Origin of the sequence: Streptomyces sp. NPDC021080 (assembly GCF_044333225.1) — a bacterium.
Taxonomy (GTDB): domain Bacteria; phylum Actinomycetota; class Actinomycetes; order Streptomycetales; family Streptomycetaceae; genus Streptomyces.
Genome location: NZ_JBIRQM010000012.1, coordinates 222,319 through 247,522, shown reverse-complemented (window position 1 = coordinate 247,522; position 25,204 = coordinate 222,319). Strand labels below are relative to the sequence as shown.

The window sequence follows — 25,204 nt, the reverse complement described above, 5'->3', positions numbered from 1 at the left end:
TTCGCGTTCTTCGGAGCCCCCTCGGGTCCCTCAGGCCCTACGGGGTGGCCGGTTCCCGGGAGCCGGCGGGCTCGTCCGGAGCCTCGGGTCCGTCCGGAGCCGTCGTCTCCCGGTCCCGCCCCTCGCTGCGTGTCGCCGTCCAGGCGGCGGAGTACAGCAGCAGTTTCGAGGTGAAGTTGATCCACAGGAGCAGCGCGATCGGCACCCCGAAGGCGCCGTACATGCTCTTCGACGCCACGCCCCGCATATAGCCGCTGAGCAGCAGTTTGAGCAGCTCGAACCCGACGGCGCCGATCAGCGCCCCGACGATCAGCCGGTGGCGCGGCGGCTCGACGCCGGGCAGCAGCGTGAGGACGTACAGCAGGACCAGGAAGTCGGCGAGCACGGCCACCGCGAAGGCGATGACCTGGAGCAGCGTGCTCCCCCAGCCGTTCTCGTCGACGCCCACGTGCCGCGCCGACCAGCCCATCGCCGTCGACGCGAGGGTGGAGACGGCGATGGTCAGGAGCACCGCGCCGCCGAGACCGACGAGGACTCCCCCGTCCTTGAGCTTGCGCAGCAAGGGGTTCTCCTCGCTGTCGGGCAGCTCCCAGACCGCGCGCAGACACTCCCTCATCTGGCCGACCCAGCCGATGCCGGTGATCAGCAGCAGCACGCCCGCGACGAGCCCGATCGTGCCCGCGTTCTGGACGAGGGCGTGGATGTCGAGCTGGTCGGAGATGCCCGGCACCTGATCGGCGAGCTTGTCCTGGAGGTCCTTCTGCTGCTGGGGACTCAACGTGGCGGCGGCGATCGCGGCGGCCACGGTCAGCAGCGGGAACAGGGCCACGAAGCTGATGAAGGTCATCGCGGCGGCGAGCCGGGTCCACTTCACGCGGTCCAGCCGTTCGTACGACCGCCACGCGTGTGTGGTCATCAGACGCACGACCAGTGGCCCCACGCCGGGAATCTTTTTCAGCCAGTCCATGATCCGACTCCACCCTCACCTCGGAAAACCAGTGCACGGGTACCCCAGAAACGCAGGACAGTGGCGAGCGCCATGCCGGTTCCCGCACCGGAGACGGTGTCCGCGCGCGGCGAGGTGAACCCGAACCCGTAGTGGCCGACGGCGATGCACAGCAGCTGCACGAGCGCGCCCGCGGCGTTCACGGCGAGGAAGACCGGGTACGGGCGCGGCCGCGGGCCGCGGGCCGCGGGTGTGCCGGTAGGTGCCGTGCGCGTTCCCGGCGTAGGCCACCGAGCAGCCCGCGAGGAAGGACAGCGCCTTGGCGGTCAGCGGGTCCGGGCCCGCCGGACCGCGGAGCCGGACGAAGAGGCCGAGGTCGGTGGCCATGGTCGTCAAGCCGCCGATCCGTCGCGTCACGGTCGTCGAGGTCGTCCATGTGATGCCACTTTTCTAGGGAGTGACACCAGAACTATGGAGATCTTTAACGACATCCCATTAATCACCCATTTCGGTGAGGAGCCGGGAGTGCTGGGGAGATTGCCCCGTTGTGCCCCCTCGGCGGCGCTACGGTCACGGGCATGCCCGCCGACTCCGTCTCCGTCACGGGTCGGGGCCGCACCGCCCCGGCCACCGCCCGTCCGGTCCGCCCGCGCACCTGCGGGGAGGCGGCCGCCGTCCGGGAGTGCGGGGCGCGGGGAGGGGTCGCCCGGGGGCTCGGACGGGCGTACGGCGACGCCGCGCAGAACGCGGGCGGGGCGGTGCTCGACATGACGGGCCTGCCGGGCCTCGGTCCCTTCCTCTACGAGCTGGACGAGGAGGTGGCGGGCGCCGGGGGGCGCGTGTACCTCGCCAAGGACGCGCGGCTGCGGCCCGACCTGCCGGCCGCCATGTATCCGCGGCTCGGCGCGTTCCGGTCGCTGCGCCGGGAACTGGACCCGCGGGGCGTCTTCACCTCGGACCTGTCCCGCCGTCTCGGCCTGTAGCGCCCCTCGCCGCTCCCGCCCCGCGCCCCTTCCCGTCCCCGTCCGGTTCCCCGTCTGAAGGAGCTAGCTGTCATGAAGGACGCCTTCGGTATCCCCCGGTCCCTGCTGGTCCTCGGCGGCACGTCCGAGATCGCGCTGGCCACCGCGCGCCGGCTGATCACCCGGCGCACCCGCACGGTGTGGCTCGCCGGACGGCCGACGCCAGCCCTGGAGGAGGCCGCCGAGCGGCTGCGCGGGCTCGGCGCGGACGTCCGTACCGTCGCCTTCGACGCCCTCGACCCCGAGTCCCACGAGGCGGTGCTCGGCAAGGTCTTCGCCGAGGGCGACATCGACATGGTGCTGATGGCCTTCGGAGTGCTCGGCGACCAGGCCGTGGACGAGAAGGAACCGGTCGCGGCGGTCCGGGTCGCGCAGACGAACTACACGGGCGCGGTGTCCTCGGGCCTGGTGTGCGCACGGGCGCTGCAGACGCAGGGGCACGGCTCCCTGGTCGTGCTGTCCTCGGTCGCGGGCGAACGCGCCCGCCGCTCGAACTTCATCTACGGATCCAGCAAGGCGGGCCTGGACGCCTTCGCGCAGGGTCTGGGCGACGCCCTGCACGGCACCGGCGCGCACGTCATGGTCGTACGCCCCGGGTCGGTCCGCACGCGGATGACGGCCCATCTGCCTCGGGTGCCGCTGTCGACGACGCCCGAGGCGGTGGCCGCGGCGATCGAGCTGGGACTGCGGCGCCGTTCCGAGACGGTGTGGGTGCCGGGGGCGCTCCGGATGGTCATGGCCGCGCTGCGGCACACGCCTCGGACGCTGTTCAGGCGGCTGTCGCTCTGAGGTCCGGCGCCCGGCGCAGCGCCGGGACAGGCCCTAGAGCGCCGGCAGTGTGGTGTCCCGCTCGGGCGAGGAGGCCTGCGGGGGCACCACGGCACTGCCGAAGGCGAACTCGCGGAGCTTGCGCCACACACCGTCGGCGCCCTGTTCGTAGAGGGCGAATCCGGTGCAGGGCCACGCGGCCTCGTACCCGGAGAGCGCCTCGAAGGCGTGGTCCATGGCCTCTTCGCCGATGCCGTGGGCCACGGTGACGTGCGGGTGGTACGGGAACTGCAGCTCGCGGGCGACGGGGCCCGAGACGTCCCGGACCTGCTGCTGCAACCAGGTGCAGGCCTCGGCGCCCTCGGCCACCCGTACGTACACGACCGGTGACAGGGGGCGGAAGGTGCCCGTGCCGGACAGCCGCATCGGGAACGGGCGCCCGGCGGCCGCGACCTCCACGAGGTGCGCCTCGATCGCGGGCAGCGCCGAGTCCTCGACCTCGGTCGGCGGCAGCAGGGTGACGTGCGTGGGAATACAGCAAGCCGCGGGGTCGCCGAAGCCCGCGCGCCGCTCCTGGAGCAGGCTGCCGTGAGGCTCCGGGACCGCGATCGACACACCGATCGTTACGGTCCCCACGTCGTCTCCTGTCGTTGTCGGTGCTCAGGGCTGTTCGGTGGTGCTGCGCGGGCGGGGGCGACCGCTCGGCCTGCTCCGCTTTCGACTGTACGGCGGTACGACCCTCAATCGGCCGTCACAGGGGTGTCGCGCTCGTCTCGTACTGACTGCCGAAGGTGGTGTGGTAGGGGCCGTGGCGCCGCCGAGGCCGGGGCGCGCCCGGCTTCGGCGGCGGCCCCGGCCGTCAGTGCTTGGCAGGCAGGAATCCGACCCGGTCGTACGCCTGGGAGAGCGTCTCCGCGGCGACGGCGCGCGCCTTCTCGGCACCCTTGGCCAGGATCGAGTCGAGGGTCTCGGGGTCGTCCAGATACTGCTGGGTGCGCTCCTTGAACGGCGTCACGAAGTCGACCATGACCTCGGCGAGGTCCGTCTTGAGCGCGCCGTACATCTTGCCCTCGTACTCCTGCTCCAGCGCGGCAATCGAGGTGCCGGTGAGGGTGGAGTAGATGGTGAGGAGGTTGCTGACGCCCGGCTTGTCCACCGCGTCGTAGCGGATGACGGTGTCGGTGTCGGTGACGGCGCTCTTGACCTTCTTGGCGGTCACCTTCGGGTCGTCGAGCAGGTTGATGAGGCCCTTCGGCGTCGACGCCGACTTGCTCATCTTGATCGACGGGTCCTGGAGGTCGAAGATCTTCGCCGTCTCCTTGAGGATGTACGGCTTGGGGATCCTGAACGTCTCGCCGAAGCGGCCGTTGAAGCGCTCCGCGAGGTCACGCGTGAGTTCGATGTGCTGGCGCTGGTCCTCACCGACCGGGACCTCGTGGGCCTGGTACAGCAGGATGTCCGCCACCTGCAGGACCGGGTACGTGAAGAGGCCGACGCTCGCGCGGTCGGCGCCCTGCTTGGCGGACTTGTCCTTGAACTGGGTCATGCGGGAGGCCTCGCCGAAACCGGTGAGGCAGTTCATCACCCAGGCGAGCTGCGCGTGCTCGGGGACATGGCTCTGGACGAAGAGCGTGCAGCGCTCCGGGTCGAGGCCGGCGGCGAGCAGCTGCGCCGCCGCGAGCCGGGTGTTGGCGCGCAGGTCCGCGGGGTCCTGCGGGATCGTGATCGCGTGCAGGTCGACGACCATGTAGAACGCGTCGTGGGACTCCTGGAGCGCCACCCACTGGCGGACGGCGCCGAGGTAGTTGCCGAGGTGGAACGAGCCTGCCGTGGGCTGGATTCCGGAGAGCACGCGAGGACTGTCAGAGGCCATGTTCACCATTCTCTCAGGTACCGGGGCCCGCTCCGGAACTGGCCGGAAAGAGACGGGACCCGGGTGGGCCGCCGCCGCGGTCCCGGGAACCGGGCCCTCCGGACCTCCGGCCCGTCGGCACAGACGGTCACCATTTCGCTCAACTGAGCGTCTTTCCAGCACTCACCGTCAGGAAAGTGCAACGGTGAGGTGACATTCCTGCTGGAGGGGGTGTTTTTCGAGGTCACCGGCGCTTAAGAATGCCGAATCGCCCGGTACCGGATTCGGCAGGGCGGAGCGCTGCTCGGACGTCGCCGTCGAGGGGAACCCCCGGCGGGTCCGTCGGCGCACCCAGGAAGTGGCACAACGGTGTGCGGGCCGGCTCTGCGTCGGCCGTTTGGGGGTTCCATGCGCGGGCTTCGTGAACTGGTCACGGTGGTGGGGGCGTTGGGTGCGACCACCGCTGCGGTGGTGTCGGTGGCACCGTCCGCCCTGGCCGGCCCGACGGCGAGTGCGCCGGTGGTCTCCCAGGCCGTGCTGGAGAGCGCTGCGGAGCTCTCCTCGGTGGACAGCCCGGACGTCGCCCTGACCATCGCCGGTGACACGGGACGGACGACCACGCTGCACAACGAGGATCCGGACTTCGGACGGCTGTGGCGGCTGCTGTCGCCCCGGTACACGGGAACGGAGAAAGCGCCCGACGGGTGGAAGGACGGCCACCTCCCCGAACCGCAGGCCACGGTGATCTGGGGGGTCACGGGTCCCTCGGACGGGACGCGGACCGCCCATCGGACACCCGGCGGTGACGTCACCATCAGCCGCCAGGACCAGGTGTACCTCTCCGTGGACGGTACGCCGTGGGTGCGGTCGAACCTGTCGCCGGACTCGATGAACCACGACATCCGCTGGCATCCGGCGTCGCGCTCGGTGTTCGACGAGCTGGTGAAGGACGGCAGGCTCTTCGGCTCCGGGGTGACCGTGTCCGCCCCCGAGGTGGAGCTGGACCCGGCGGCGTGGGCGGTGCCCGGACTCGCGGCGGGCGTGGCGCTCGGCGCCGGGGCCGCGTGGTTCATCTCGCAGGCGGCGTTCCGGGCGCGGCGCGCGAACGCCGGACCGCTGCTGGGGCCCCGCCAGGAGCTGATCGAAGCCCAGTGACCGACCGCCCCACCGCCCCGGCCCGCCGTCCCGATCCCGGCCCCGCCCAGGGCCGGACGGCCCATGAGCCGGTACGGCGCCGGTGACGGCCCCGGCCCCGGCCCCGGTCCCGGTCCCGGTCCCGAGGCTGGAACCGGTCCCGGCGCCGGTGCGGTCCGGCGCCGGTGACGGGCGTCAGCCGAGGTCGATCTCCGGGTAGAGGGGGAAGCCGGTGAGCAGGTCGCTCGCGCGGTGGGCGATCTCGTCGGAGATCTTCGGGTCCAGGACGTGCTGCGCCTTGGACGGGGCGCCCTTGGCGGTGGTGCCGGGCTCGGCCGCGGTCAGGACCCGGTCGATCAGCGCGGCGATCTCGTCCATCTCGGTCGCGCCGAGACCACGGGTGGTGAGCGCGGGCGTGCCGATGCGGATGCCGGAGGTGTACCAGGCGCCGTTCGGGTCGGCGGGGATCGCGTTGCGGTTGGTGACGATGCCCGAGTCGAGCAGCGCGGACTCGGCCTGGCGGCCCGTCAGGCCGTAGGAGGAGGCGACGTCGATGAGGTTGAGGTGGTTGTCCGTGCCGCCGGTGACCAGGGTGGCGCCGCGGCGCATCAGGCCCTCGGCCAGGGCACGCGCGTTGTCGACGACGGCCTGGGCGTAGTCGCGGAACTCGGGGCGGCGGGCCTCGGCGAGCGCGACGGCCTTGGCGGCCATGACGTGGGGCAGCGGGCCGCCGAGGACCATCGGGCAGCCGCGGTCGACCTGCTCGGCGAGGCTCTCGTCGCACAGGACCATGCCGCCGCGCGGGCCGCGGAGCGACTTGTGCGTGGTGGTGGTGACGATCTGGGCGTGCGGGACCGGGTCGAAGTCGCCGGTGAGGACCTTGCCCGCGACCAGGCCGGCGAAGTGCGCCATGTCGACCATGAGGGTGGCGCCGACCTCGTCGGCGATCTCCCGCATGATCCGGAAGTTCACCAGACGGGGGTAGGCGGAGTAGCCGGCGACGATGATCAGCGGCTTGAACTCGCGGGCGGAGACGCGCAGGGCCTCGTAGTCGATGAGGCCGGTGGCGGGGTCGGTGCCGTAGGAGCGCTGGTCGAACATCTTTCCTGAGATGTTCGGGCGGAATCCGTGGGTGAGGTGACCGCCGGCGTCCAGGGACATGCCGAGCATGCGCTGGTTGCCGAAGGCCTGGCGCAGTTCGGCCCAGTCGGCCTCGGAGAGGTCGTTGACGTTGCGGACGCCGGCCTCGGCGAGGGCCGGGGCCTCCACGCGGGCGGCGAGGACGGCCCAGAAGGCGACGAGGTTGGCGTCGATGCCGGAGTGCGGCTGGGCGTAGGCGTGTTCGGCGCCGAACAGTTCACGGGCGTGCTCGGCGGCGAGGGCCTCGACGGTGTCCACGTTGCGGCAGCCGGCGTAGAAGCGGCGGCCGACAGTGCCCTCGGCGTACTTGTCGCTGAACCAGTTGCCCATGGCCAGGAGGGTGGCCGGGGAGGCGTAGTTCTCGGAGGCGATCAGCTTCAGCATGTCCCGCTGGTCGGCGATCTCCTGGCCGATGGCGTCGGCGACGCGGGGCTCGACGGCCCTGATCACGTCGAGGGCGCTGCGGAAGGCGGTGGACTCGGTGGAAAGGGGCTCTGGCATGACGGCCTCCGGACGTTGTCTTCAGCGTTCACGGGTCGGCCCAGGCGCACGGCACTCGGTTGCCGCGACTCCTCGCCCGGAACTCCGGGCCCCTCACGACGGCCTGCTTCTCCGTCCTGAGGTCCGGGATCGCCCCGGGGAAGCCACAGCGCGGGTGCCGCTCCCCGATGGTCGGTCCCATCCCAGCGCGCCAGTCACGGCCCCGCCGGTCAGCCTACCGGGCGCGCCGGATCACCGGGGTCCCCGGTCCACCATGCGAGCGACGATAGGAAAGAGGACACAAGCCCGCCCTCGCGCGAACGGAGATCCCGTGACCACCATGGATGCCAGGGAGACGACGCAGGCGTTCATCGCCTCGGCCGACGCGCACAGCGCGCACAACTACCACCCGCTGCCGGTCGTCGTGGCGACGGCGGACGGGGCCTGGATGACGGACGTCGAGGGGCGCCGTTTCCTCGACATGCTGGCCGGATACTCGGCGCTGAACTTCGGCCACGGCAACCGGCGGCTGATCGAGGCGGCCAAGGCGCAGCTGGACCGGGTGACGCTGACCTCCCGGGCGTTCCACCACGACCGGTTCGCGGACTTCTGCCGGGAGCTGGCCTCGCTGTGCGGCATGGAGACGGTGCTGCCGATGAACACCGGCGCGGAGGCGGTGGAGACGGCGGTGAAGACGGCCCGGAAGTGGGGGTACAAGGTCAAGGGCGTCCCCGCCGGGATGGCGAAGATCGTGGTCGCGGGCAACAACTTCCACGGGCGTACGACGACGGTCATCAGCTTCTCGACGGACCCCGAGGCCCGGGCCGACTTCGGCCCGTACACACCGGGGTTCGAGATCGTGCCGTACGGGGACCTGACGGCCCTGCGGGCGGCGGTCACGGAGAACACCGTGGCCGTGCTGCTGGAACCGATCCAGGGGGAGGCCGGGGTGCTGGTGCCGCCGACCGGTTACCTGCCGGCCGTGCGGGAGCTGACCCGGGAGCGGAACGTGCTGTTCGTCGCGGACGAGATCCAGTCGGGGCTGGGACGGACCGGCCGTACGTTCGCGTGCGAGCACGAGGGCGTGGTGCCGGACGTGTACGTCCTCGGGAAGGCGCTCGGCGGCGGGGTGGTGCCGGTGTCGGCGGTGGTGTCGAGCGCGGAGGTGCTGGGGGTGTTCCGGCCCGGGGAGCACGGGTCGACGTTCGGCGGGAATCCGCTGGCCTGCGCGGTGGCCCTGGAGGTGATCGCGATGCTGCGGTCGGGCGAGTACCAGGAGCGGGCGGCCCGGCTCGGGGAGCGTCTGCACCGGGAACTGGGCCTGTTGAAGGACTCCGGTCACGTCACGGCGGTGCGCGGGCGCGGCCTGTGGGCGGGCGTCGACATCGCTCCCGGGCACGGAAGCGGCCGGGAGGTCTCGGAGAAGCTGATGGAACGGGGCGTCCTCGTCAAGGACACCCACGGTGTCACGATCCGGATCGCCCCGCCGCTGGTCATCACCGAGGAGGACCTGGACTGGGGGCTGGCCCAGCTGAGGGCCGTCCTCGGGGCATAGGGCCCCTGGCCTCCCGCTCCGGCTCCGGCTCCGGCCCCGGCCCCGGCTCCGGCTCCGGCTCCGGCTCTACAGGATCACGTGGGGCAGGAAGCGGGCGTACTCGTCCGTGACGAGGCCGGAGGACTCCCGGATGCCGAGGCCCGCCGGCTCGTCCCCGACGACCCACGCCCCGAGGACGACCCGGTTGCCGTCGAAGGACGGGAGCGGCACCAACTCCTGGTAGCAGCAGTCCTCTTCGCGTACGACGGGGGCGGCACCGGGTTCGTGGATCGTCACACCGGCGCCCTCGCGGCCGAGCAGGGGCTTGGCGACGTAGCCGGTCGTACGGGCCAGTTCACGCGGGCCGTCGAGGTGGGCGGCGAGCAGGTTCGGGTGGCCCGGGTACAGCTCCCACAGGACGGCGAGGAGGGCCTTGTTGGACAGGAGCATCTTCCAGGCGGGCTCGATCCACAGGGTCGTGCCGGTGCCGCCGCCGTTGTCGAGGGTGTCCAGCACATGGCCGGCGAACGCGTCGGTGGTGAGCCATTCCCAGGGGTAGAGCTTGAAGCAGCTGCGGATGAAGCCGAGCCGGTTGTCGACGAACCGCCCGGAGAGGGGATCCCAGCCGATCTCCTCCATGGAGATCCAGTCCGTGTCGAGACCGGCCTGCTGCGCGGTCTCCTTCAGATAGGCGACCGTCATCAGGTCCTCGCCGAGCTCGTCCTCCGCGGAGTGCGCGAAGTAGAGCGGGCTGCCGGGCGGGAGCAGGGCGCCCTGCCTCTTCCAGGCCGCGACGAGGCGTTCGTGGAGGGAGTTCCACTGGTCGGCGCCGGGGAAGCGGTCCTCCATCCAGAACCACTGCGGGCTCGCGGCCTCGACCAGCGAGGTCGGTGTGTCGGCGTTGTACTCGAGGAGTTTCGCCGGGCCCGTTCCGTCGTAGCGGAGGTCGAAACGGCCGTAGACGGAGGGGAGTTCGGCGCGCCGGTGCCAGGACTCGGCGACGGCCGCCGCGACCCGGGGGTCGTCGATGCCGAGGTCGGCGAAGCGCTCCCGTTCGACGATGTGAGCGGCCGCCGTCAGGCACATGGCGTGCAGTTCCCCGACGACCTCCTCCAGCGCCTCCACCTCGGGCAGCGAGAAGGCGTAGTAGGCGCTCTCGTCCCAGTAGGGGCGCAGGGAGTCGTCGGGGTGGCGGGTGAGCGGGTAGACGAGCCCCTGCTCCTCGACGGTCTGCTGCCAGCCGGGGCGGGGGTCGATCGTGCGGCGTTCCATGGGGCGGGCGGGTTCTCCGTCTCGGCGGGCGGGGGTATTCCGTGTCTTGGCGGGCGGGCGGGTCGGGGCCGGAGCCCTCGCTCCGGCCCGCCGGGGCCGGGGATCAGCGGCCGGGGCCGCGGATCAGCCGCCGGAGCCGCCCTTGCCGCCGCCGAAGCCGCCGCGGTGGACGCCGCCGCCCGAACCGCCGGAGCCGCTGGGCCTGGTGAAGGAACCGCTGTCGATCCAGCCGCTCTTCTTGCTGCCGCCGTAGTACCAGGTCCCGCCGGACGAGGTCGTGGCGGACGTGCAGTTCTTGTCGGCGACGACCTTGTAGCCCTTGCCGGCGTTGTAGCTGTCGCGGTCGACGCAGCGCTTGTCCGGCTCCGAGGAGCAGGCGGTGAGCGCCACCGCGAGAAGTCCCATGCCGCCGAGGACGACCGTGCCCGAGCGCAGTTGACGCCGTACGTCCGCCATTTTCTTTCCCCCGCTTGCTCTCTTCGGATCAGTTCTTGAGCGAAAGAGACAGATTAGAGGCTGCATGGCGCGTTCACTACGGCCCCCGGCCGACACACCGTCCCCTAGAGTCACTTCGTGTTCTTTGGAATGGTGTGCGCCCTTGGTGCCTCGGTCTGTTTCGGTACGGCGACGGTTCTGCAGGCGATGGCCGCGCGGGCCGCGGGTGCGGGCGGGACGGGCGGCGGCGCCGCGGCCCTGCTGCTGCGGGCGCTGCGGCAGTGGCGCTATCTGGCGGGCCTCGGCCTCGACGGGGTCGGGTTCGTGCTGCAGATCGTCGCGCTGCGGTCGATCCCGATCTACGCGGTCGGCGCGGCCCTCGCGGCGAGCCTGGCCGTCACCGCGGTGGTCGCCTCACGGCTGCTGCGGGTGCGGCTGAGCCGGGTCGAGTGGAGCGCGGTGGCCGTGGTGTGCGCCGGGCTCGCGATGCTGGGGCTGGCGTCCGGGGCGGAGGGGGACCGGACGGGGTCCCTGGCGCTGAAGTACGCGATGCTGGGGACGTCCGTGGCCGTCCTGGTGCTGGGGCTCGTCGGCGGACGGCTGCCCGACCGGGGGCGGGCGCTCGCGCTGGGTCTCGGGGCGGGGTTCGGGTTCGGCGTGGTCGAGGTGGCGGTGCGGCTGATCGCCGACCTCGATCCGGGGACGCTGCTGGCCAATCCGGCGACGTACGCGCTGCTGATCGGCGGCGGTGCCGCGTTCCTGCTGCTCACCACGGCCCTGGAACGGGGTTCGGTGACGACGGCGACCGCCGGGCTGGTCATCGGGGAGACCATCGGGCCGGCGCTGGTGGGAGTGGTGTGGCTGGGCGACCGTACGCGCGAGGGACTGACCTGGCTGGCGGTTCTCGGTTTCGCCGTGGCGGTGGCGGGGGCGCTGGCGCTGGCGCGGTTCGGCGAGGCCCCGGAGACGGAGGAGCGGACGTCCGTGTCGGTGCCGTCGTGACGCCTCACGGACCCGCGTGCCGTCATGACACCTCACGGACCCGCGTGCCGTCATGACACCTCACGGACCCGCGCGGAGTCGTGACGCCTCACGCGTCTTCGTGAACCCGCTCGGGCAAGGTCCCCTCAGGGGAGCGCCCGGCACAGCGCGTCCAGGGCGCCCGACCAGGCGTGGTCCGGCGGGGTGCCGTAGCCGACGACCAGGGCGTCCTGGTGCGGGACGAGCGCGTCCGGGTGGCGGTGGTGGGAGAGGCCGTGGACGGCCAGACCCTGGAAGGCGGCGGCCTGGACGACCGGCCCCTCGGTGCCGGGCGGAAGCCGGAGCACGGCGTGCAGCCCGGCCGCGATGCCGGTGGCGTGCACGTCGGGGGCGCGGGCGGCGAGAGCCGCGACGAGGGCGTCCCGGCGGCGCCGGTAGCGCAGCCGGGCGGCGCGGACGTGCCGGTCGTAGGCACCGGAGGTGATGAACTCCGCCAGGGTCAGCTGGTCCAGTGCCCCGGTGGACCAGCCGCCCTCCCCCTTCAGGGAGACCACCTCGTCCACGAGCGAGGGCGGCAGGACCATCCAGCCGAGGCGCAGCGCGGGTGCCAGGGACTTGCTGGCGGTGCCCAGATGGACCACGTGGTCGGGGTCCAGACCCTGCAACGCGCCGACGGGCTGCCGGTCGTAGCGGAACTCGCCGTCGTAGTCGTCGTCCAGGACGAGTCCCCCGGTGCGGCGGGCCCAGGCGACGACGGCGGCCCGGCGGTCCGGGTGCAGCGGCACACCCATCGGGAACTGGTGGGCGGGGGTGAGGAGTACGGCCCGCACGCCCGCCATGTCCCGTGTGTCGGTGCCGAGTTCGTCGAACGGCAGGGGGGTCGTGCGCAGGCCCGACCGGTGCAGGAGGTTCCAGTGCACGTCGAGCCCGTACGACTCCACGGCGACCGAGCGCGGCCCCCGTCGGCGCAGGACCGTGCCGAGCAGGGTGAGGCCGTCCGAGAAGCCGGAGCAGATCACGATGCGCTCGGGGTCGGCGCGGACGCCCCGGGCGCGGGAGAGATAGCCCGCGAGGGCGGTGCGCAGTTCGGGACGGCCGCGGGGATCGCCGTAGCCGAGGGCTTCGTGCGGGGCGCGGGTCAGGGCGCGGCGGGCCGCCTTGAGCCAGGCGGCGCGCGGGAAGGACGCGAGGTCGGGACGCCCGGGAATGAGGTCGTAGGCGGGCCGGGCCGGTTCGCGGCGGCGTGGCGCGGCCTCCCGCGCCGGTCGTACGACGCTCCGCTCCGCCACCCGCGTGCCCGAGCCCTGGCGTGCGGTGAGCCAGCCCTCGGCGACGAGGTCGGCGTAGGACTCGGCGACCGTGTTGCGGGCGATGCCGAGGTCGGCGGCGAGCGAGCGGGAGGACGGGAGACGGGTCCCGGGGGCCAGCCGGCCGCTGCGGACGGCCTCGCGCAGCGCTTCCGTGAGCCCCTTGCGGATACCGGAGCCGGTCGGCTCGACATGGAGGTCGACACCCAGAGTGGCCCATGTTTTCCCCATGGGAATGGACCATACCCCTGGGCTACTCCCCTCGTAGGGTCGATCGCATGACGACGCAGGACATGACCACCCGGCACACCCCGACGACCCCCGCGGCCTCCGCCGCCGGCACCGGCACCGGCACCGGCACCGCGCCGTACGCGCCCGAGCACTCCCCCCGGCTGGCCTGGGCCGAGCTCGCCCCCGACGTCTACAAGGCGATGGTCAGGCTCGACGCGGCGGCCCGGCACGGGGTGGACCCCGTGCTCCTCGAGCTGGTGAAGATCCGTGCCTCGCAGCTCAACCACTGCGCGTTCTGCCTGGACATGCACACCAAGGACGCGCTCGCGGCGGGTGAGAGCGTGGAGCGGATCGTGCAGCTCGGCGCGTGGGAGGAGTCGCGGCACTTCTACACGGAGAAGGAGATCGCGGCGATCGAGCTGACCGAGGCCGTCACGGTGATCACGGAGGGCTTCGTGCCGGACGAGGTGTACAAGCGCGCGGCCCGGCACTTCGAGGAGGCCGACCTGGTCCGGCTGATCGCCTCGATCACGATGATCAACGCCTGGAACCGGTTCGCCGTGACCTGCCGCATGGTGCCCGGCCACTACCGGCCGGGCGGGCACAAGTGACGGCCGGGCGCCGGTGGGCGGGGGGGCACCCGGTGACGAGCGGGGCGGAGCGGTTCCGGGCACTGCACCACGGGCGGGTGCCGGGCGATCCGCTGGTGCTGCCCGGTCCCTGGGACGCGGTGAGCGCCCGGGTGTTCGCGGACGCGGGGTTCCCCGCGCTCGCCACGCCCAGCGCGGGGGTGGCCGCGTCGCTCGGGTACGCGGACGGGGACACGCCCGCCGACGAGATGTTCGCCGCGGTCGCGCGGATCGCCCGGGCGGTCGACGTGCCGGTGTCGGCGGACGTCGAGGGGGGTTACGGGCTGGCGCCCCGGGAGCTGGTGGAGCGGTTGCTGGAGGCCGGGGTCGTGGGCTGCAACCTGGAGGACTCCGAGGGCGGAGTACTCAAGGACGCGGCCCGGCACGCCGACTGGCTGGCCGAGGTGCGCGGCGCGGCGGCGGACCTGCTCTTCGTGAACGCCCGGGTCGACGTCTTCGCCCACGGGGACGGCGATCCGGGGCAGGCCATCGGGCGGGCCGCGCTGTACGTCGCCGCGGGGGCGGACTGCGTGTATCCGATCGGGGCTCCGGCGGAGGTGCTCCCGCTGCTGCGGTCGGGCGTCCGGGGACCCCTGAACGCGTTCGCCCGCCTCGACGGGACGTCCCCGGCCGAACTGGGTGAACTGGGCGCCACCCGGGTCACGTTCGGCCCCGGACTGCAGCGCCGGGCGGCCGAGGCGCTGGGGGACGTCGCGGCGAAGCTGCGGCCCTAGGGCGGTGGCGTCGGAACGGTCCGGGACCGGACCGCCCCGACGGCCTGCCCCGGCCGCGCGGGGTCCCGCGCGGCCGGGTGGCCGGGTCACGACGGCAGCCAGGCCCGCCAGGTCGACCGGTGGCGCTCCACCCACTTCTTCGCCGCCTCCTGGGGTGTCAGCCTGTCGTCGGCGATCATCAGGGAGACCTCGTTCTGGTCCGCGGTGGTCCACCTGAACCTCTTCAGGAACGCCGCCGCCTTGCCGCCGGTCTTCGCGAAGCCGGCGTTCAGGTACTTCTCGAGCGGGGTGTGCGGGTAGGCGCAGGCGACCTTCGCCGCGTCCGCGTCACAGCCCTCCTTGTGGGCGGGCAGCTTCACCTCGGTCATCGGGACCTTCTCGAAGAGCCACTGGGGTGAGTACCAGTACGTGAGGAAGGGCTTCCCCTCCTTGGCGAACTGCTTCATCTGCGTGATCTGCGCGGCCTCCGAACCGGCGAACACCACCTGGTAGTTCAGGTGCAGGTTGTCCACCAGTGCCTTGTCGTTGGTGACGTACGAGGGGGAGCCGTCGAGGAGCTGCCCCTTGCCGCCGCTCTCGGGGGTGCGGAGCCGGTCGGCGTACTTGTTCAGGTTCTTCCAGTCCGTGACGTCGGGATGCCGCTTCGCGAAGTACGTCGGCACGTACCAGCCGATGTGCCCGGTCACGCCCAGGTTCCCGCCGGGCACGATCGTCCTCTTGTCCCGGACGTACCGCTTCTCCTGGTCGGGGTGTCCCCAGTCCTCCAGGATGGCGTCGACGCGGCCCTGGCTGAGGGCGTCCCAGGCGGGTACCTCGTCGACCTGCACGGTGTCGACGCGATAGCCCATCTCGTGTTCGAGGAGGTACTGCGCGACGGCCACATTGGACTGGGCGCCGACCCACGACTGCACGGACAGGGTCACCGTCCGCGAGCCCCGGGCGTTCGCGAAGGGCGAGGCCTGCTTGGTCATGTCGGCGGCGCCGCAGCCGGTGAGCAGCAGCAGAGCCGACGCGCCGGCCACCGCGGATGTCGTACGAACACGCATGTCAGGCTCCCTTCTCGGCGCGGTGCCCGGTGGGCTGGGTCACCCGGTCGAGCATCAGCCCGAGGCAGACGATCGCGGCGCCCGCGACCAGTCCGGTGGCCAGGTCGCCCTGGGCGAGGCCGAACACGACGTCGTAGCCGAGCGCGCCTCCGCCCACCAGGCCGCCGATGATGACCACGGCGAGCACCAGGACGACGCCCTGGTTGACGGCCAGCAGCAGCGCGGGCCGCGCCAACGGCAGCTGGACCTGGCGCAGTTGCTGCCCCGCGGTCGCGCCGAGGGAACGGGCGGACTCCAGCGCGGCCGGGTCGACGGCCCGCAGCCCCTGGGTGGTGATGCGGACCACGGCGGGCAGCGCGTAGACGACCGCGGCGGCGACGGCGGGGGCGCGGCCGACACCGAACAGCGCGACCACGGGGATGAGGTAGACGAACTGCGGCATGGTCTGGAAGACGTCGAGGACGGGCCGGAGCAGGCGCTCGAAGCGTTCGCTGCGCGCGGCCGCGATCCCGGTGGCGAAGCCGAGCACCAGGGTCACGGCGACCGCCGCGAGCACCTGGGAGAGCGTGTCCAGGGACGGCTTCCACGCACCCAGCACGCCGATCGCGGCCATGGCGAGGACGGCGGTCAGGGCGGTGCGCCAGGTGCCGATCAGCCAGGCCAGGGCGGCGACCGTCAGCAGCACGGCCCACCAGGGCAGCCACTGGAGTCCGTCCCGGAGCGGGTCGAGGACCCAGGTGGTGAAGTGGCCCGCCCAGTCGGCGGTGCCGCCGATGTACGGGACGCCCGAGTACAGGTGGCCGGTCATCCAGTCGACGGCGCGGTTCACCGGTTCGGCGAGGTTCACGGCCCAGGCGTCGGGCCAGTCCGCCCGGCCCGCGAGACGGCCGGTGAGCGCGACGGCCACGACGGCGAGGACGGCGAGCGCCGTGTACAGCCGGGGCGGGTTCCCTCGGGCCGCTCCGATCCGTTCCCCGGCCGCGGCCGTGACCCGGTCGAGGACGACCGCGAGGAGCACGATCGGGATGCCGGCGGCGAGGGCGGCGCCCACGTCCACCGAGGCGAGGGCCTGGTAGACGCGGTCACCGAGACCGCCGGCGCCGATCACGGAGGCGATGACGGCCATGGACAGCGCCATCATGATCGTCTGGTTGAGGCCGAGGAGGAGTTCCTTGCGGGCCAGCGGGAGGCGGGCGGTGAACAGGCGCTGGCGGGCGGTGGCGCCGAGCGAGGCGACGGCCTCCATCACGCCCTCGTCCGCGTCGCGCAGGCCGAGCGCGGTGAGGCGGGCCATGGGCGGGGCGGCGTAGACGACGGTGGCGAGCACGGCCGCGGGGACGCCGATGCCGAAGACCAGCACGACGGGCAGCAGATACGCGAAGGCGGGAAGCACCTGCATGGTGTCGAGGACGGGGCGCAGCGCGCGGTGGGTGCGGTCGGAGAGCCCGGCGGCGAGGCCGAGCAGCAGGCCCAGGACGACGGAGGCGAGCACGGCGACCGCCATGACCGCCAGTGTCTGCATGGTGGGCACCCACATGCCGAGCAGTCCGCAGACGAGGAAGGCCGCGCCGGTGCCGAGGGCCTGCCTCGCTCCGGCGGCCCGCCAGGCCACGAGGGCGGCCAGGGCGGTCACTCCGGCCCAGCCGGCCGCGAGGAGCAGCAGGTAGACGGCGCGTACGGACAGGACGACGGCGTCACTGACGTAACCGAAGAAGTACAGGAACAGCGGGTGGCTGTCGCGGTTGTCGATGATCCAGTCGCCGGCTCTGCCGAGCGGTCCGGTCAGGTCGACGGTCAGGGCGTGCGGCCAGCTGCCGCCGGACCAGCGGGCCTCGGCGAGGGGCACGAGCACGGCCGCGACGGCGGCGAGCAGCACGAGCTTGGCGACGGCCGGATGCCTGAGGCGGCCGGGCAGGGCCGTGCGGGGAACGGACGCGGTGACCGCTGCCATCACGCCGCCTCCCCGATCGCGTCCGGGCCGGCGACGACCTGGAGCAGCCGCTCGTGGTCGACGACACCGAGGCAGCGGCCGTCGTGGACGACGCAGGCGGCCCGGCCGGTGCGGGCGACGGCCTTGATCGCGTCGGCGACCACGGTGTCGGGGGCGAGCGCGCCAGGGTGGTCCGGTCCGCCGCAGTCCCCGGCCCGCATGGCCGTGCGGACGGTCATGACCTGTTCGCGGGGCACGTCCCGGACGAACTCGCGGACGTAGGCGTCGGCCGGGTAGCCGACGATCTCCTCCGGGGTGCCGAGCTGGACGATCCGGCCGTCGCGCATCAGGGCGATGCGGTCGCCGAGGCGCAGGGCCTCGGTCAGGTCGTGGGTGATGAAGACCATCGTGCGGCCCTCCTCCCGGTGCAGCCGGACGACCTCGTCCTGCATGTCACGCCGGATCATCGGGTCGAGCGCGCTGAACGGCTCGTCGAAGAGCAGGACCTCGGGGTCGACGGCGAGCGCCCGGGCCAGCCCGACGCGCTGCTGCTGACCGCCGGACAGCTCGGCCGGCCGGCGCTGCTCCATGCCTTCGAGGCCGACCTTGGCGACGACCTCGGCGGCCCTCGCCCGGCGTTCCTCGCGCGGGACGCCCTGGATCTCCAGGCCGTAGGCGACGTTGTCGAGGACCGTGCGGTGCGGCAGCAGGCCGAAGTGCTGGAAGACCATGGCGGCGCGGTGGCGGCGCAGTTCGCGCAGCCGGCCCTTGTCCATCGCGAGGACGTCCTCGCCGTCGATCGCGATGCTGCCCGAGGTGGGTTCGATCAGCCGGGTCAGGCAGCGCACGAGGGTGGACTTGCCCGAGCCGGACAGGCCCATGACGACGAAGACCTCGCCCTTGTGCACATCGAAGCCGACGTCGCGGACGGCGGCGGTGCAGCCGGTCGCCTCACGCAGCCCGGCGGCGTCCAGGGAGGCGAGTTCCGGGTCGCCGGGGACCCGGTCGGCCTTCGGACCGAACACCTTCCACAGGCCGCGTACGGAGAAGACGGGGCCGGCGGGGGGCGTGGCGCTCCCGGCGCCGGTGGACGTGACGCTCCCGGCGTGGTCGGGCGTGGTGTTCCGGGTGCTGTCGGTGGGCGTGTTCATCGCGCGTCACCCCCGATCAGGTCGGCGGCCTTCTCGCCGACCATGAGCACCGCGACCATCGGGTTCACGGCGGGCATGGCCGGGAAGACGGAGGCGTCGGCGATCCGGATGCCGTCGAGGCCGTGGACCCGCAACTCGGGGTCCACCACGGCGCGTTCGTCCAGGAGCCCGCCGATGCGGCAGGTGCCCGCCGGGTGGTACACGGTGTGCGCGACCTGGCGTGCGTACGCGCTCAGCTCCTCGTCACCGGTGACGTCGGGCCCGGGGCACACCTCGCGCCTGAGCCAGCCGGCGAGCGGTTCGGCCGCGGCGATCTCCCTGGCGATCCTGATGCCGTCGACGAGCGTGCGGCCGTCGTAGTCCTCCTCGTCCGTGAAGTACCGGAAGTCGAGGGCGGGTTTGACGTCCGGGTCGGCACTGGTGAGGTAAAGACGGCCGCGGCTGCGCGGTTTGGGGATGTTGGGGGTCATCGAGACGCCGTGCGCGGGACGTTCGTAGCCGATGCGCTCCGGATTGTCCGTGAAGGGGATCTGGTAGAAGTGGAACATCAGGTCGGGGCCCGGCTGTTCGGGATCGCGGCGCACGAACAGGCCCGCGTCGGAGTCCATCGCGGAGTTCTCCGGGATCGGCCCGTGCGTCTCCCAGACGATCACCGACTCGGGGTGGTCGAGCAGGTTCTCGCCGACGCCCGGCAGATCGTGGACGACGGGGATGTCCAGCTCCTCCAGGTCACCGGCGGGCCCGATGCCGGAGTGCAGCAGCAGACGGGGCGAGTCGACGGCGCCCGCGCACAACAGGACCTCGTGGCGCGCGCGGACGAGCACCTCCTCGTCGTCCTTCGTGCGGACGTGCACGCCGGTGACGCGCTTCCCCTCGAGTTCCAGCCTGTACGCCCAGGTCTCCAGCAGAAGCGTCAGATTGGGCCGCGCGTCCATCACGGGGTGCAGGTACGCCACCGAGGCGCTCGACCTCTTGTTGTCCTCCGGGTGGTAGGCGAGGTCGAAGAAGCCGGCGCCCTCGGTGAACGGCTGCCGGTTGAAGCCCTCCACCAGCGGCACGTCGAGGGCGGTGCGGGCGGCGGCCACGAAGTCCCTCGCGACGGCGTTCCGGTCGTTCTCGTCGACGGGGACGATGTTGTTCAGGAGCCGCGCGTAGTACGCCTCCATCGACACCGCGCCCCAGCCCTTGGCGCCGGACGCCTCCCACTCGTCCCAGTCGGACGGCAGCGGCTTGAACGCGATCAGCGTGTTGTGCGACGAACAGCCGCCGAGCACCCGGGCACGGCTGTGGCGGATGTGCGAGTTGCCGCGCGGCTGCTCGGTGGTCGGGTAGTCGTAGTCGAGCTCCCCGCCGAGCAGGTCCGTCCAGCGGCGCAGGGTGAGGACGTCCTCGCGCCCCACGTCGCTGGGGCCGCCCTCGATGACGGCGACGCTGACATCCGGGTTCTCGGTGAGGCGGGACGCGATCACGGAGCCCGCCGTGCCGCCGCCGATGACGACGTAGTCGTACGTTTTCTCGTGCTGGGACATGAAGGGAGTGCTCCAAAAGGCCTTGAAAGGTGGGGTACTTGCCGGGTGCCGGAGTCAGCCGGCGAACCAGCGGACCGGCGCCGGCGCGAGGTTCTGGTAGATGTGCTTGGTCTCGCGGTACTCGGCGAGCCCGGAGGGGCCGAGTTCGCGCCCGGTGCCGCTGCGGCCGAAGCCGCCCCATTCCGCCTGCGGGAGATAGGGGTGGAAGTCGTTGATCCAGACGGTGCCGTGGCGCAGCCGCCCCGCGACCCGGCGGGCGCGGCCCGCGTCGGCGGTCCACACGGCGCCCGCGAGCCCGTACTCGGTGTCGTTGGCGAGCGCGACGGCCTCGCTCTCGGTGCTGAACGTCTCCACGGTCAGGACGGGCCCGAAGACCTCCTCGCGGACGACCCGCATCCCGCGGTGGCACCGGTCGAGCACGGTCGGCTCGTAGAAGTACCCGGTGGCGGGCCGGACTTCGGACGGCTCGGGCCGCCTGCCGCCGGCCCGCAGGACCGCGCCCTCGGCCAGCGCGGAGGCGACGTACTCCTCGGTCTTGGCGCGCTGCTGCCCGGAGACGAGCGGGCCGCACTCGACGCCGTCCTCGGTGCCGCGCCCGAGCCGGATCGCACCTGCCCTGCGGGCGAGTTCGGCGACGAACCGCTCGCGCACCGGCTCCTCGACGATGAGCCGCGAACCGGCGGAGCACACCTGACCGCTGTGGATGAAGGCGGCGTTGAGGGCCTGGTCCACGGCGGTGTCGAAGCCCTCCTCGGTGGCGCAGGCGTCGGCGAAGACGATGTTGGGGTTCTTGCCGCCGAGTTCGAGCGCGACCTTCTTGACCGTGTCGGCGGCGGCGCGCGCCACCTTCGTACCGCTGGCAAGGCCTCCGGTGAAGGAGACGAGGTCGACGTCGGGGTGCTCGGCGAGGCGGGCGCCGACGGTGTGCCCGGGGCCGGTGACGAGACCCGCGACACCGTCGGGCAGGCCCGCCTCGGCCAGCAGCCGGAGCAGGGCGACGGTCGTCAGCGGGGTGATCTCGCTCGGCTTGACCACGAAGGTGTTGCCGGCGGCGAGAGCCGGAGCGATCTTCCAACTGGCCTGCAGCAGCGGATAGTTCCAGGGGGTGATCAGCGCGCAGACACCGACGGGCTCATGCACGACGACGCTGTGGACGTCGGCCGAACCGGCGTCCACGACCCGCCCGCCGCCCTCCCCCACCACGAGGTCGGCGAAGTAACGGAAGGCGTCGGCGACGCAGTCGATGTCGACGCGCCCCTCCTCCAGTGTCTTGCCGGCGTCACGGCTCTCCAGCAGCCCGAGCTCCTCGCGGTCACGGACGAGCAGGCCGGCCACGCGGCGCAGCAGGGCGGCGCGTCCGGCGACGGGGGTGTGCGGCCAGGTGCCCTCGTCGAAGGCGCGGCGGGCGGCGGCGACCGCGAGGTCCGCGTCCTTCTCGTCCCCCTCCGCGACCACGGCGAACGGCTCGGCGTCGGCGGGGTCGAGGATCTCGCGCGTCGCACCGGAGAGCGCCGCGCGCCACTCGCCGCCCACGTGGATGGTCTGTTCTTCCTGCTGTCCGGCCATGGTCGGTGTTGCCTTCCGTTCCTGTTCGATCCCCCTGTGTCACGCGGGCGTCGCCCCCGTGAGCTGTGAGCGCCTGCCCCTCGACCCCGGCCGCATGCGCGATCCCGTACCCGAAGTGCGCCGGGTCACTGAAAAATCCCATGAAAAACACCGAGAACGGACACCCGGCAGTGATGGACAGCCGATTTTCCTTTGACTAAAGTCAAAGGACGAGATGCTTGCCGGGCGGAGAGCCGAAAGAAGATGGGGCCAGTGTCAGCGGACTCGGCGACCACGGACCAGGTGACGGCGCTGCGGCGGTTCAACCGCTACTTCACGCGGCGCATCGGAGCCCTCGACGACCACTACCTCGGCCAGGACCGCCCGCTCGGCGAGGCCCGGCTGCTGTTCGAGATCGGAACGGCGGGGGCCTCCCTGCGCGAACTGCGGGCCCGGCTCGGCCTGGACGCCGGGTACCTGAGCCGGATGGTGCGAGCCCTGGAGACTCAGGGCCTCGTCCGGGTGAGCGTCCATCCCGGGGACAGCAGACTGCGGGTCGCCGGTCTCACGGCCGCCGGGCAGGCCGAGATCAAGGAGCAGAACCGGCTGGCCGACGCACTCGCCGAGGGACTGCTCAGCGGCCTCGACGCGCACCGGCGGGCCGAACTCACCGCCGCCCTGGACACGGCACACCGGCTGCTCCGGCTCGCCGCGATCACCGTCGGGACGGTCGACGGCGCCTCTCCCGACGCCCGCGCCTGCCTCGCCGCGTACGCGGCCGACATCGACGAACGGTTCCCCGAGGGCTTCGACCCCGCCGCCCTCGTCCGGCCGCACGAGGTGTCGGGCGACGCGGGCGCCTTCCTCGTCGCCTACGAGGAGGGCCGCCCCGTGGGCTGCGGAGCGCTGCGCCGCCTCGGCCCCCGGGAGGGCGAGATCCGCCATGTGTGGGTGGATCCCGGGGCCCGCCGGCTCGGTCTCGGACGCCGCATCCTCGACGGCCTCGAACAGCGGGCCGCGGAGCGCGGGTTCACCGTCGTACGACTCGACACGCACGCCGTGCTCACCGAGGCCCAGGAGATGTACCGGGCGTGCGGCTACACGGAGACCGCGCGGTACGACGACAACGTGTACGCGGCGCACTGGTTCGAGAAGCGGCTGCCCGTCGACGCGCAGGAGCCGCCCGCCCGTTGAGCGTGCGTCAGGTGGGGTTCGCGCAGGCGTACCCGCTCGGGCAGAAGGAGTTCACGGCCGTCGCGAGCTGTTGGGTCATGTCCGTGCCCGGCGGGCTGCCGGCGACGATGGCGTACGGCGTACCGTCGGCGGCCTGGAAACGGTGGTCGATGTTCTGGGTGGGCCCGGTCTCCTTGCTGTCGTAGCGGTAGCTGAACTCCGTCCAGTCGGTGCCGCTGCGCCGGTCCAGGTACTGGTAGCCCCGGGCCCCCTCCGCGATGGACTGGGCCTGCGCCGAGGACTCCGACACGGAGTCCTCCTTGATCTCGAACACCAGGAGGCTGCGGACGCCGTCGGGTGCGGTGTACGTGACGACGGGCGCCAGCTTGCCCTGCTTCTCCTGACGCGCCCAGCCGGCCGGCACGTCCACGGTGTAGCCGACCGGATCGACCGAGCGGCTGTATCCCGGAGCCGGCGCCGGGGCGGTCGTCACCGCCGGAGCGGTGTACACGCCGTCGCCGCCGGAGGCGTTCGAGGTGTCCGGGGTGACACCGGGCTGTGTCGTCGTGACGGTGGCCGAGGGACCGGACGTGTGCGCCTGCGGATGCCGCGCCGAGTCGCCCCGGGTGACCGCCCACAGTCCGCCGCCCACACCGCCCGCCAGGACGGCCACGGCCACGATCACCAGGAGCAGCCGCCGCGCGTCACCGGAACCCGGCGGTCTGCCACCGCCCCCGGGCGGCACGACACCGCCGGGCCATGTGGGCGGCTGCGACTGCTGATGCGACCAGGCGGCCTGGGCCTGCTGCTGGGACTGGGCCCACTGCTGCTGGGGCGGCGGCTGAGGCGGCACGGAGCCCACCGGCGGAGGGGCATCAGGCCGCAGCGGCCCCGCCTGCGTGGCCGCCGCCCACCACTGCTCCCCGGTCGGCGGCGCCCCGCCGGCGTCCACACCGTCCTGAACTCCACCGTCCGGCAGGCCCGTTCCGTCGTCGACCCACTGCCGACGGTCCGCGTCCCATCGCTGCGCCATCCGTCGCCCCCGCTCCCCGTCGGCCCCACCCGACGGCCCGATCTCGGCACGTTTCCCGCCGAACCTCTGCCGCGCCTGTGCCCCCCGGCGGACCGTACGTAACGACGATAGTAAGGATTACGCCATCAGCACGCCTTTTTATGGCGACAAAGCACATACGTTCACTACGTACTTTCCGTACGCCCAACGTCCCCGAACACACCGATGCCCGGGTGGTGACAACCACCCGGGCATCGCAAGCACTGCGGCGGAACGAACGCCGCCGGACCGATCTGGACGAACCCCGCTCCAGTTCAGCCCGGTTGGCGTCGGATCAGATCAGGCCGAGGGCGCGGACCGCCTCGCGCTCCTCCTCGAGCTCCTTGACGGAGGCGTCGATGCGGGTGCGGGAGAACTCGTTGATGTCCAGGCCCTGGACGATCTCGTACCGGCCGTCCTTCGTGGTGACGGGGAAGGAGGAGATGAGACCCTCCGGCACACCGTACGAACCGTCCGACGGGATACCCATGGAGGTCCAGTCACCCTCGGCGGTGCCGTTGACCCACGTGTAGACGTGGTCGATGGCGGCGTTGGCGGCCGAGGCGGCGGAGGACGCGCCACGGGCCTCGATGATCGCCGCACCGCGCTTGGCGACGGTCGGGATGAAGTCCTCGGCCAGCCACTTCTCGTCGTTCACGACCTCGGCGGCGTTCTTGCCGGCGACCGAGGCGTGGAAGATGTCGGGGTACTGGGTGGCGGAGTGGTTGCCCCAGATGGTCAGCCGCTTGATGTCGGCGACCGTGGTGCCCGTCTTCTTCGCGAGCTGGGTCAGCGCGCGGTTGTGGTCCAGACGGGTCATGGCGGTGAAGCGCTCGGCGGGTACGTCCGGAGCGGCGGCCTGGGCGATCAGCGCATTGGTGTTCGCCGGGTTGCCGACGACCAGGATCTTGACGTCGTCCGCGGCGTTGTCGTTGATGGCCTTGCCCTGCGGCTTGAAGATGCCGCCGTTGGCGGAGAGCAGGTCACCGCGCTCCATGCCCTTGGTGCGGGGGCGGGCGCCGACGAGCAGACCGACGTTGGTGCCGTCGAAGGCGACGTTCGGGTCGTCCGTGATGTCGATGCCCTGAAGAAGCGGGAAGGCGCAGTCGTCGAGCTCCATGGCGGTGCCCTCGGCGGCCTTCAGCGCCGGCGTGATCTCCAGCAGGCGCAGCTTGACCGGCACGTCCGCGCCGAGCAACTGGCCGGAGGCGATGCGGAAGAGCAGGGCGTAACCGATCTGGCCGGCCGCGCCGGTGACGGTGACGTTCACGGGAGTGCGAGTCATGGCGTTCTCCGTATGACAGCTGGCGGTGG

General features: G+C 72.3%; 21 protein-coding genes and 3 pseudogenes. 9 read left to right on the top strand and 15 right to left on the bottom strand.

Going from position 1 to position 25,204, the window contains the following annotated elements:
* Nucleotides 1–37: 37 nt before the first annotated feature.
* Nucleotides 38–967 carry a YihY/virulence factor BrkB family protein gene (locus tag ACH4S8_RS28775; RefSeq protein WP_398399021.1) on the bottom strand — a complete coding sequence of 310 codons (930 nt, stop codon included), beginning with the start codon at nucleotides 965–967 and terminating at the stop codon, nucleotides 38–40.
* A pseudogene (locus tag ACH4S8_RS28770) lies at nucleotides 955–1,387 on the bottom strand (GtrA family protein). The gene ACH4S8_RS28775 and the pseudogene ACH4S8_RS28770 overlap by 13 nt, the downstream one beginning before the upstream one ends.
* A 137-nt stretch (nucleotides 1,388–1,524) precedes the next feature.
* Here ACH4S8_RS28770 and ACH4S8_RS28765 point away from each other — a divergent pair.
* The 3 genes and pseudogenes from ACH4S8_RS28765 to ACH4S8_RS28755 form a co-directional block, all read left to right on the top strand.
* Nucleotides 1,525–1,725 (top strand): annotated as a pseudogene (locus ACH4S8_RS28765) (decaprenylphosphoryl-beta-D-ribose oxidase); the annotation flags it as partial.
* A pseudogene (locus ACH4S8_RS28760) lies at nucleotides 1,720–1,929 on the top strand (D-arabinono-1,4-lactone oxidase); the annotation flags it as partial. The pseudogenes ACH4S8_RS28765 and ACH4S8_RS28760, both read left to right, overlap by 6 nt.
* Before the next feature lie 72 nt (nucleotides 1,930–2,001).
* On the top strand, nucleotides 2,002–2,757 hold the full coding sequence (locus ACH4S8_RS28755) for a decaprenylphospho-beta-D-erythro-pentofuranosid-2-ulose 2-reductase (RefSeq protein WP_398399019.1): 756 nt from the start codon (nucleotides 2,002–2,004) through the stop codon (nucleotides 2,755–2,757).
* A gap of 33 nt (nucleotides 2,758–2,790) precedes the next feature.
* Here ACH4S8_RS28755 and ACH4S8_RS28750 read toward each other — a convergent pair whose 3' ends face one another.
* Nucleotides 2,791–3,372 carry a 2'-5' RNA ligase family protein gene (locus tag ACH4S8_RS28750; protein ID WP_398399017.1) on the bottom strand — a complete coding sequence of 194 codons (582 nt, stop codon included), beginning with the start codon at nucleotides 3,370–3,372 and terminating at the stop codon, nucleotides 2,791–2,793.
* A 223-nt stretch (nucleotides 3,373–3,595) separates the two neighbouring features.
* Nucleotides 3,596–4,609 (bottom strand): tryptophan--tRNA ligase, encoded by a 1,014-nt coding sequence (gene trpS / locus ACH4S8_RS28745; protein ID WP_398399015.1) that lies wholly within the window; start codon nucleotides 4,607–4,609, stop codon nucleotides 3,596–3,598.
* Nucleotides 4,610–4,996: 387 nt separating this feature from the next.
* Here trpS and ACH4S8_RS28740 point away from each other — a divergent pair, with 387 nt between their 5' ends.
* The gene (locus ACH4S8_RS28740) at nucleotides 4,997–5,743 is read left to right on the top strand and encodes a hypothetical protein (protein WP_398399012.1); all 747 of its coding nucleotides are present in this window, start codon (nucleotides 4,997–4,999) and stop codon (nucleotides 5,741–5,743) included.
* Nucleotides 5,744–5,917: 174 nt separating this feature from the next.
* On the opposite strand, the gene ACH4S8_RS28735 is transcribed toward ACH4S8_RS28740, so the two are convergent.
* Entirely contained in the window at nucleotides 5,918–7,363 is a 1,446-nt protein-coding gene (locus ACH4S8_RS28735) for a glycine hydroxymethyltransferase (RefSeq protein WP_398399010.1), read from the bottom strand.
* Between the two features lie 319 nt (nucleotides 7,364–7,682).
* On the opposite strand from ACH4S8_RS28735, the gene rocD reads away from it, so the two are divergent.
* A complete protein-coding gene (gene rocD / locus ACH4S8_RS28730) occupies nucleotides 7,683–8,897 on the top strand; it encodes an ornithine--oxo-acid transaminase (RefSeq protein ID WP_398399186.1) in 1,215 nt (404 codons plus the stop codon).
* A gap of 66 nt (nucleotides 8,898–8,963) precedes the next feature.
* On the opposite strand, the gene ACH4S8_RS28725 is transcribed toward rocD, so the two are convergent.
* Both ACH4S8_RS28725 and ACH4S8_RS28720 read right to left on the bottom strand, forming a co-directional pair.
* Nucleotides 8,964–10,148 carry a glutathionylspermidine synthase family protein gene (locus ACH4S8_RS28725; RefSeq protein ID WP_398399008.1) on the bottom strand — a complete coding sequence of 395 codons (1,185 nt, stop codon included), beginning with the start codon at nucleotides 10,146–10,148 and terminating at the stop codon, nucleotides 8,964–8,966.
* 123 nt (nucleotides 10,149–10,271) lie between these two features.
* Nucleotides 10,272–10,604 carry a hypothetical protein gene (locus tag ACH4S8_RS28720; protein WP_398399006.1) on the bottom strand — a complete coding sequence of 111 codons (333 nt, stop codon included), beginning with the start codon at nucleotides 10,602–10,604 and terminating at the stop codon, nucleotides 10,272–10,274.
* 129 nt (nucleotides 10,605–10,733) lie between these two features.
* Between ACH4S8_RS28720 and ACH4S8_RS28715 the strand changes: the two genes are divergently transcribed.
* A complete protein-coding gene (locus tag ACH4S8_RS28715; protein ID WP_398399184.1) occupies nucleotides 10,734–11,585 on the top strand; it encodes a hypothetical protein in 852 nt (283 codons plus the stop codon).
* A gap of 125 nt (nucleotides 11,586–11,710) precedes the next feature.
* Here the strand turns inward: ACH4S8_RS28715 and ACH4S8_RS28710 are convergent, their stop codons facing one another.
* Entirely contained in the window at nucleotides 11,711–13,102 is a 1,392-nt protein-coding gene (locus ACH4S8_RS28710) for a PLP-dependent aminotransferase family protein (RefSeq protein WP_398399004.1), read from the bottom strand.
* Between the two features lie 62 nt (nucleotides 13,103–13,164).
* On the opposite strand from ACH4S8_RS28710, the gene ACH4S8_RS28705 reads away from it, so the two are divergent.
* Together ACH4S8_RS28705 and ACH4S8_RS28700 are read left to right on the top strand one after the other, a co-directional pair.
* Complete coding sequence (locus tag ACH4S8_RS28705; RefSeq protein ID WP_398399182.1) at nucleotides 13,165–13,713, top strand: carboxymuconolactone decarboxylase family protein; 549 nt, start codon at nucleotides 13,165–13,167, stop codon at nucleotides 13,711–13,713.
* A gap of 32 nt (nucleotides 13,714–13,745) precedes the next feature.
* A complete protein-coding gene (locus ACH4S8_RS28700; protein ID WP_398399002.1) occupies nucleotides 13,746–14,465 on the top strand; it encodes an isocitrate lyase/phosphoenolpyruvate mutase family protein in 720 nt (239 codons plus the stop codon).
* An 86-nt stretch (nucleotides 14,466–14,551) separates the two neighbouring features.
* On the opposite strand, the gene ACH4S8_RS28695 is transcribed toward ACH4S8_RS28700, so the two are convergent.
* The 5 genes from ACH4S8_RS28695 to ACH4S8_RS28675 are packed head-to-tail and all read right to left on the bottom strand — an operon-like array spanning nucleotide 14,552 to nucleotide 21,687.
* Nucleotides 14,552–15,511: an ABC transporter substrate-binding protein gene (locus ACH4S8_RS28695; RefSeq protein ID WP_398399000.1), complete on the bottom strand. Its 960-nt coding sequence runs from the start codon at nucleotides 15,509–15,511 to the stop codon at nucleotides 14,552–14,554.
* 1 nt (nucleotide 15,512) lies between these two features.
* Nucleotides 15,513–17,462 (bottom strand): ABC transporter permease, encoded by a 1,950-nt coding sequence (locus ACH4S8_RS28690; protein ID WP_398398998.1) that lies wholly within the window; start codon nucleotides 17,460–17,462, stop codon nucleotides 15,513–15,515.
* Nucleotides 17,462–18,592: a glycine betaine/L-proline ABC transporter ATP-binding protein gene (locus ACH4S8_RS28685; protein WP_398398996.1), complete on the bottom strand. Its 1,131-nt coding sequence runs from the start codon at nucleotides 18,590–18,592 to the stop codon at nucleotides 17,462–17,464. The genes ACH4S8_RS28690 and ACH4S8_RS28685 overlap by 1 nt, the downstream gene beginning before the upstream one ends.
* Nucleotides 18,589–20,121: a GMC family oxidoreductase gene (locus ACH4S8_RS28680; protein WP_398398994.1), complete on the bottom strand. Its 1,533-nt coding sequence runs from the start codon at nucleotides 20,119–20,121 to the stop codon at nucleotides 18,589–18,591. Before ACH4S8_RS28680 ends, ACH4S8_RS28685 begins: the two co-directional genes overlap by 4 nt.
* 54 nt (nucleotides 20,122–20,175) lie before the next feature.
* Nucleotides 20,176–21,687: an aldehyde dehydrogenase family protein gene (locus tag ACH4S8_RS28675; protein WP_398398992.1), complete on the bottom strand. Its 1,512-nt coding sequence runs from the start codon at nucleotides 21,685–21,687 to the stop codon at nucleotides 20,176–20,178.
* A gap of 243 nt (nucleotides 21,688–21,930) precedes the next feature.
* On the opposite strand from ACH4S8_RS28675, the gene ACH4S8_RS28670 reads away from it, so the two are divergent.
* On the top strand, nucleotides 21,931–22,860 hold the full coding sequence (locus tag ACH4S8_RS28670; protein ID WP_398398990.1) for a GNAT family N-acetyltransferase: 930 nt from the start codon (nucleotides 21,931–21,933) through the stop codon (nucleotides 22,858–22,860).
* Nucleotides 22,861–22,867: 7 nt separating this feature from the next.
* Here the strand turns inward: ACH4S8_RS28670 and ACH4S8_RS28665 are convergent, their stop codons facing one another.
* Both ACH4S8_RS28665 and ACH4S8_RS28660 read right to left on the bottom strand, forming a co-directional pair.
* The gene (locus ACH4S8_RS28665) at nucleotides 22,868–23,872 is read right to left on the bottom strand and encodes a hypothetical protein (protein WP_398398988.1); all 1,005 of its coding nucleotides are present in this window, start codon (nucleotides 23,870–23,872) and stop codon (nucleotides 22,868–22,870) included.
* Nucleotides 23,873–24,185: 313 nt separating this feature from the next.
* Complete coding sequence (locus ACH4S8_RS28660) at nucleotides 24,186–25,175, bottom strand: malate dehydrogenase (RefSeq protein WP_398398986.1); 990 nt, start codon at nucleotides 25,173–25,175, stop codon at nucleotides 24,186–24,188.
* Between the last annotated feature and the right edge of the window lie 29 nt (nucleotides 25,176–25,204).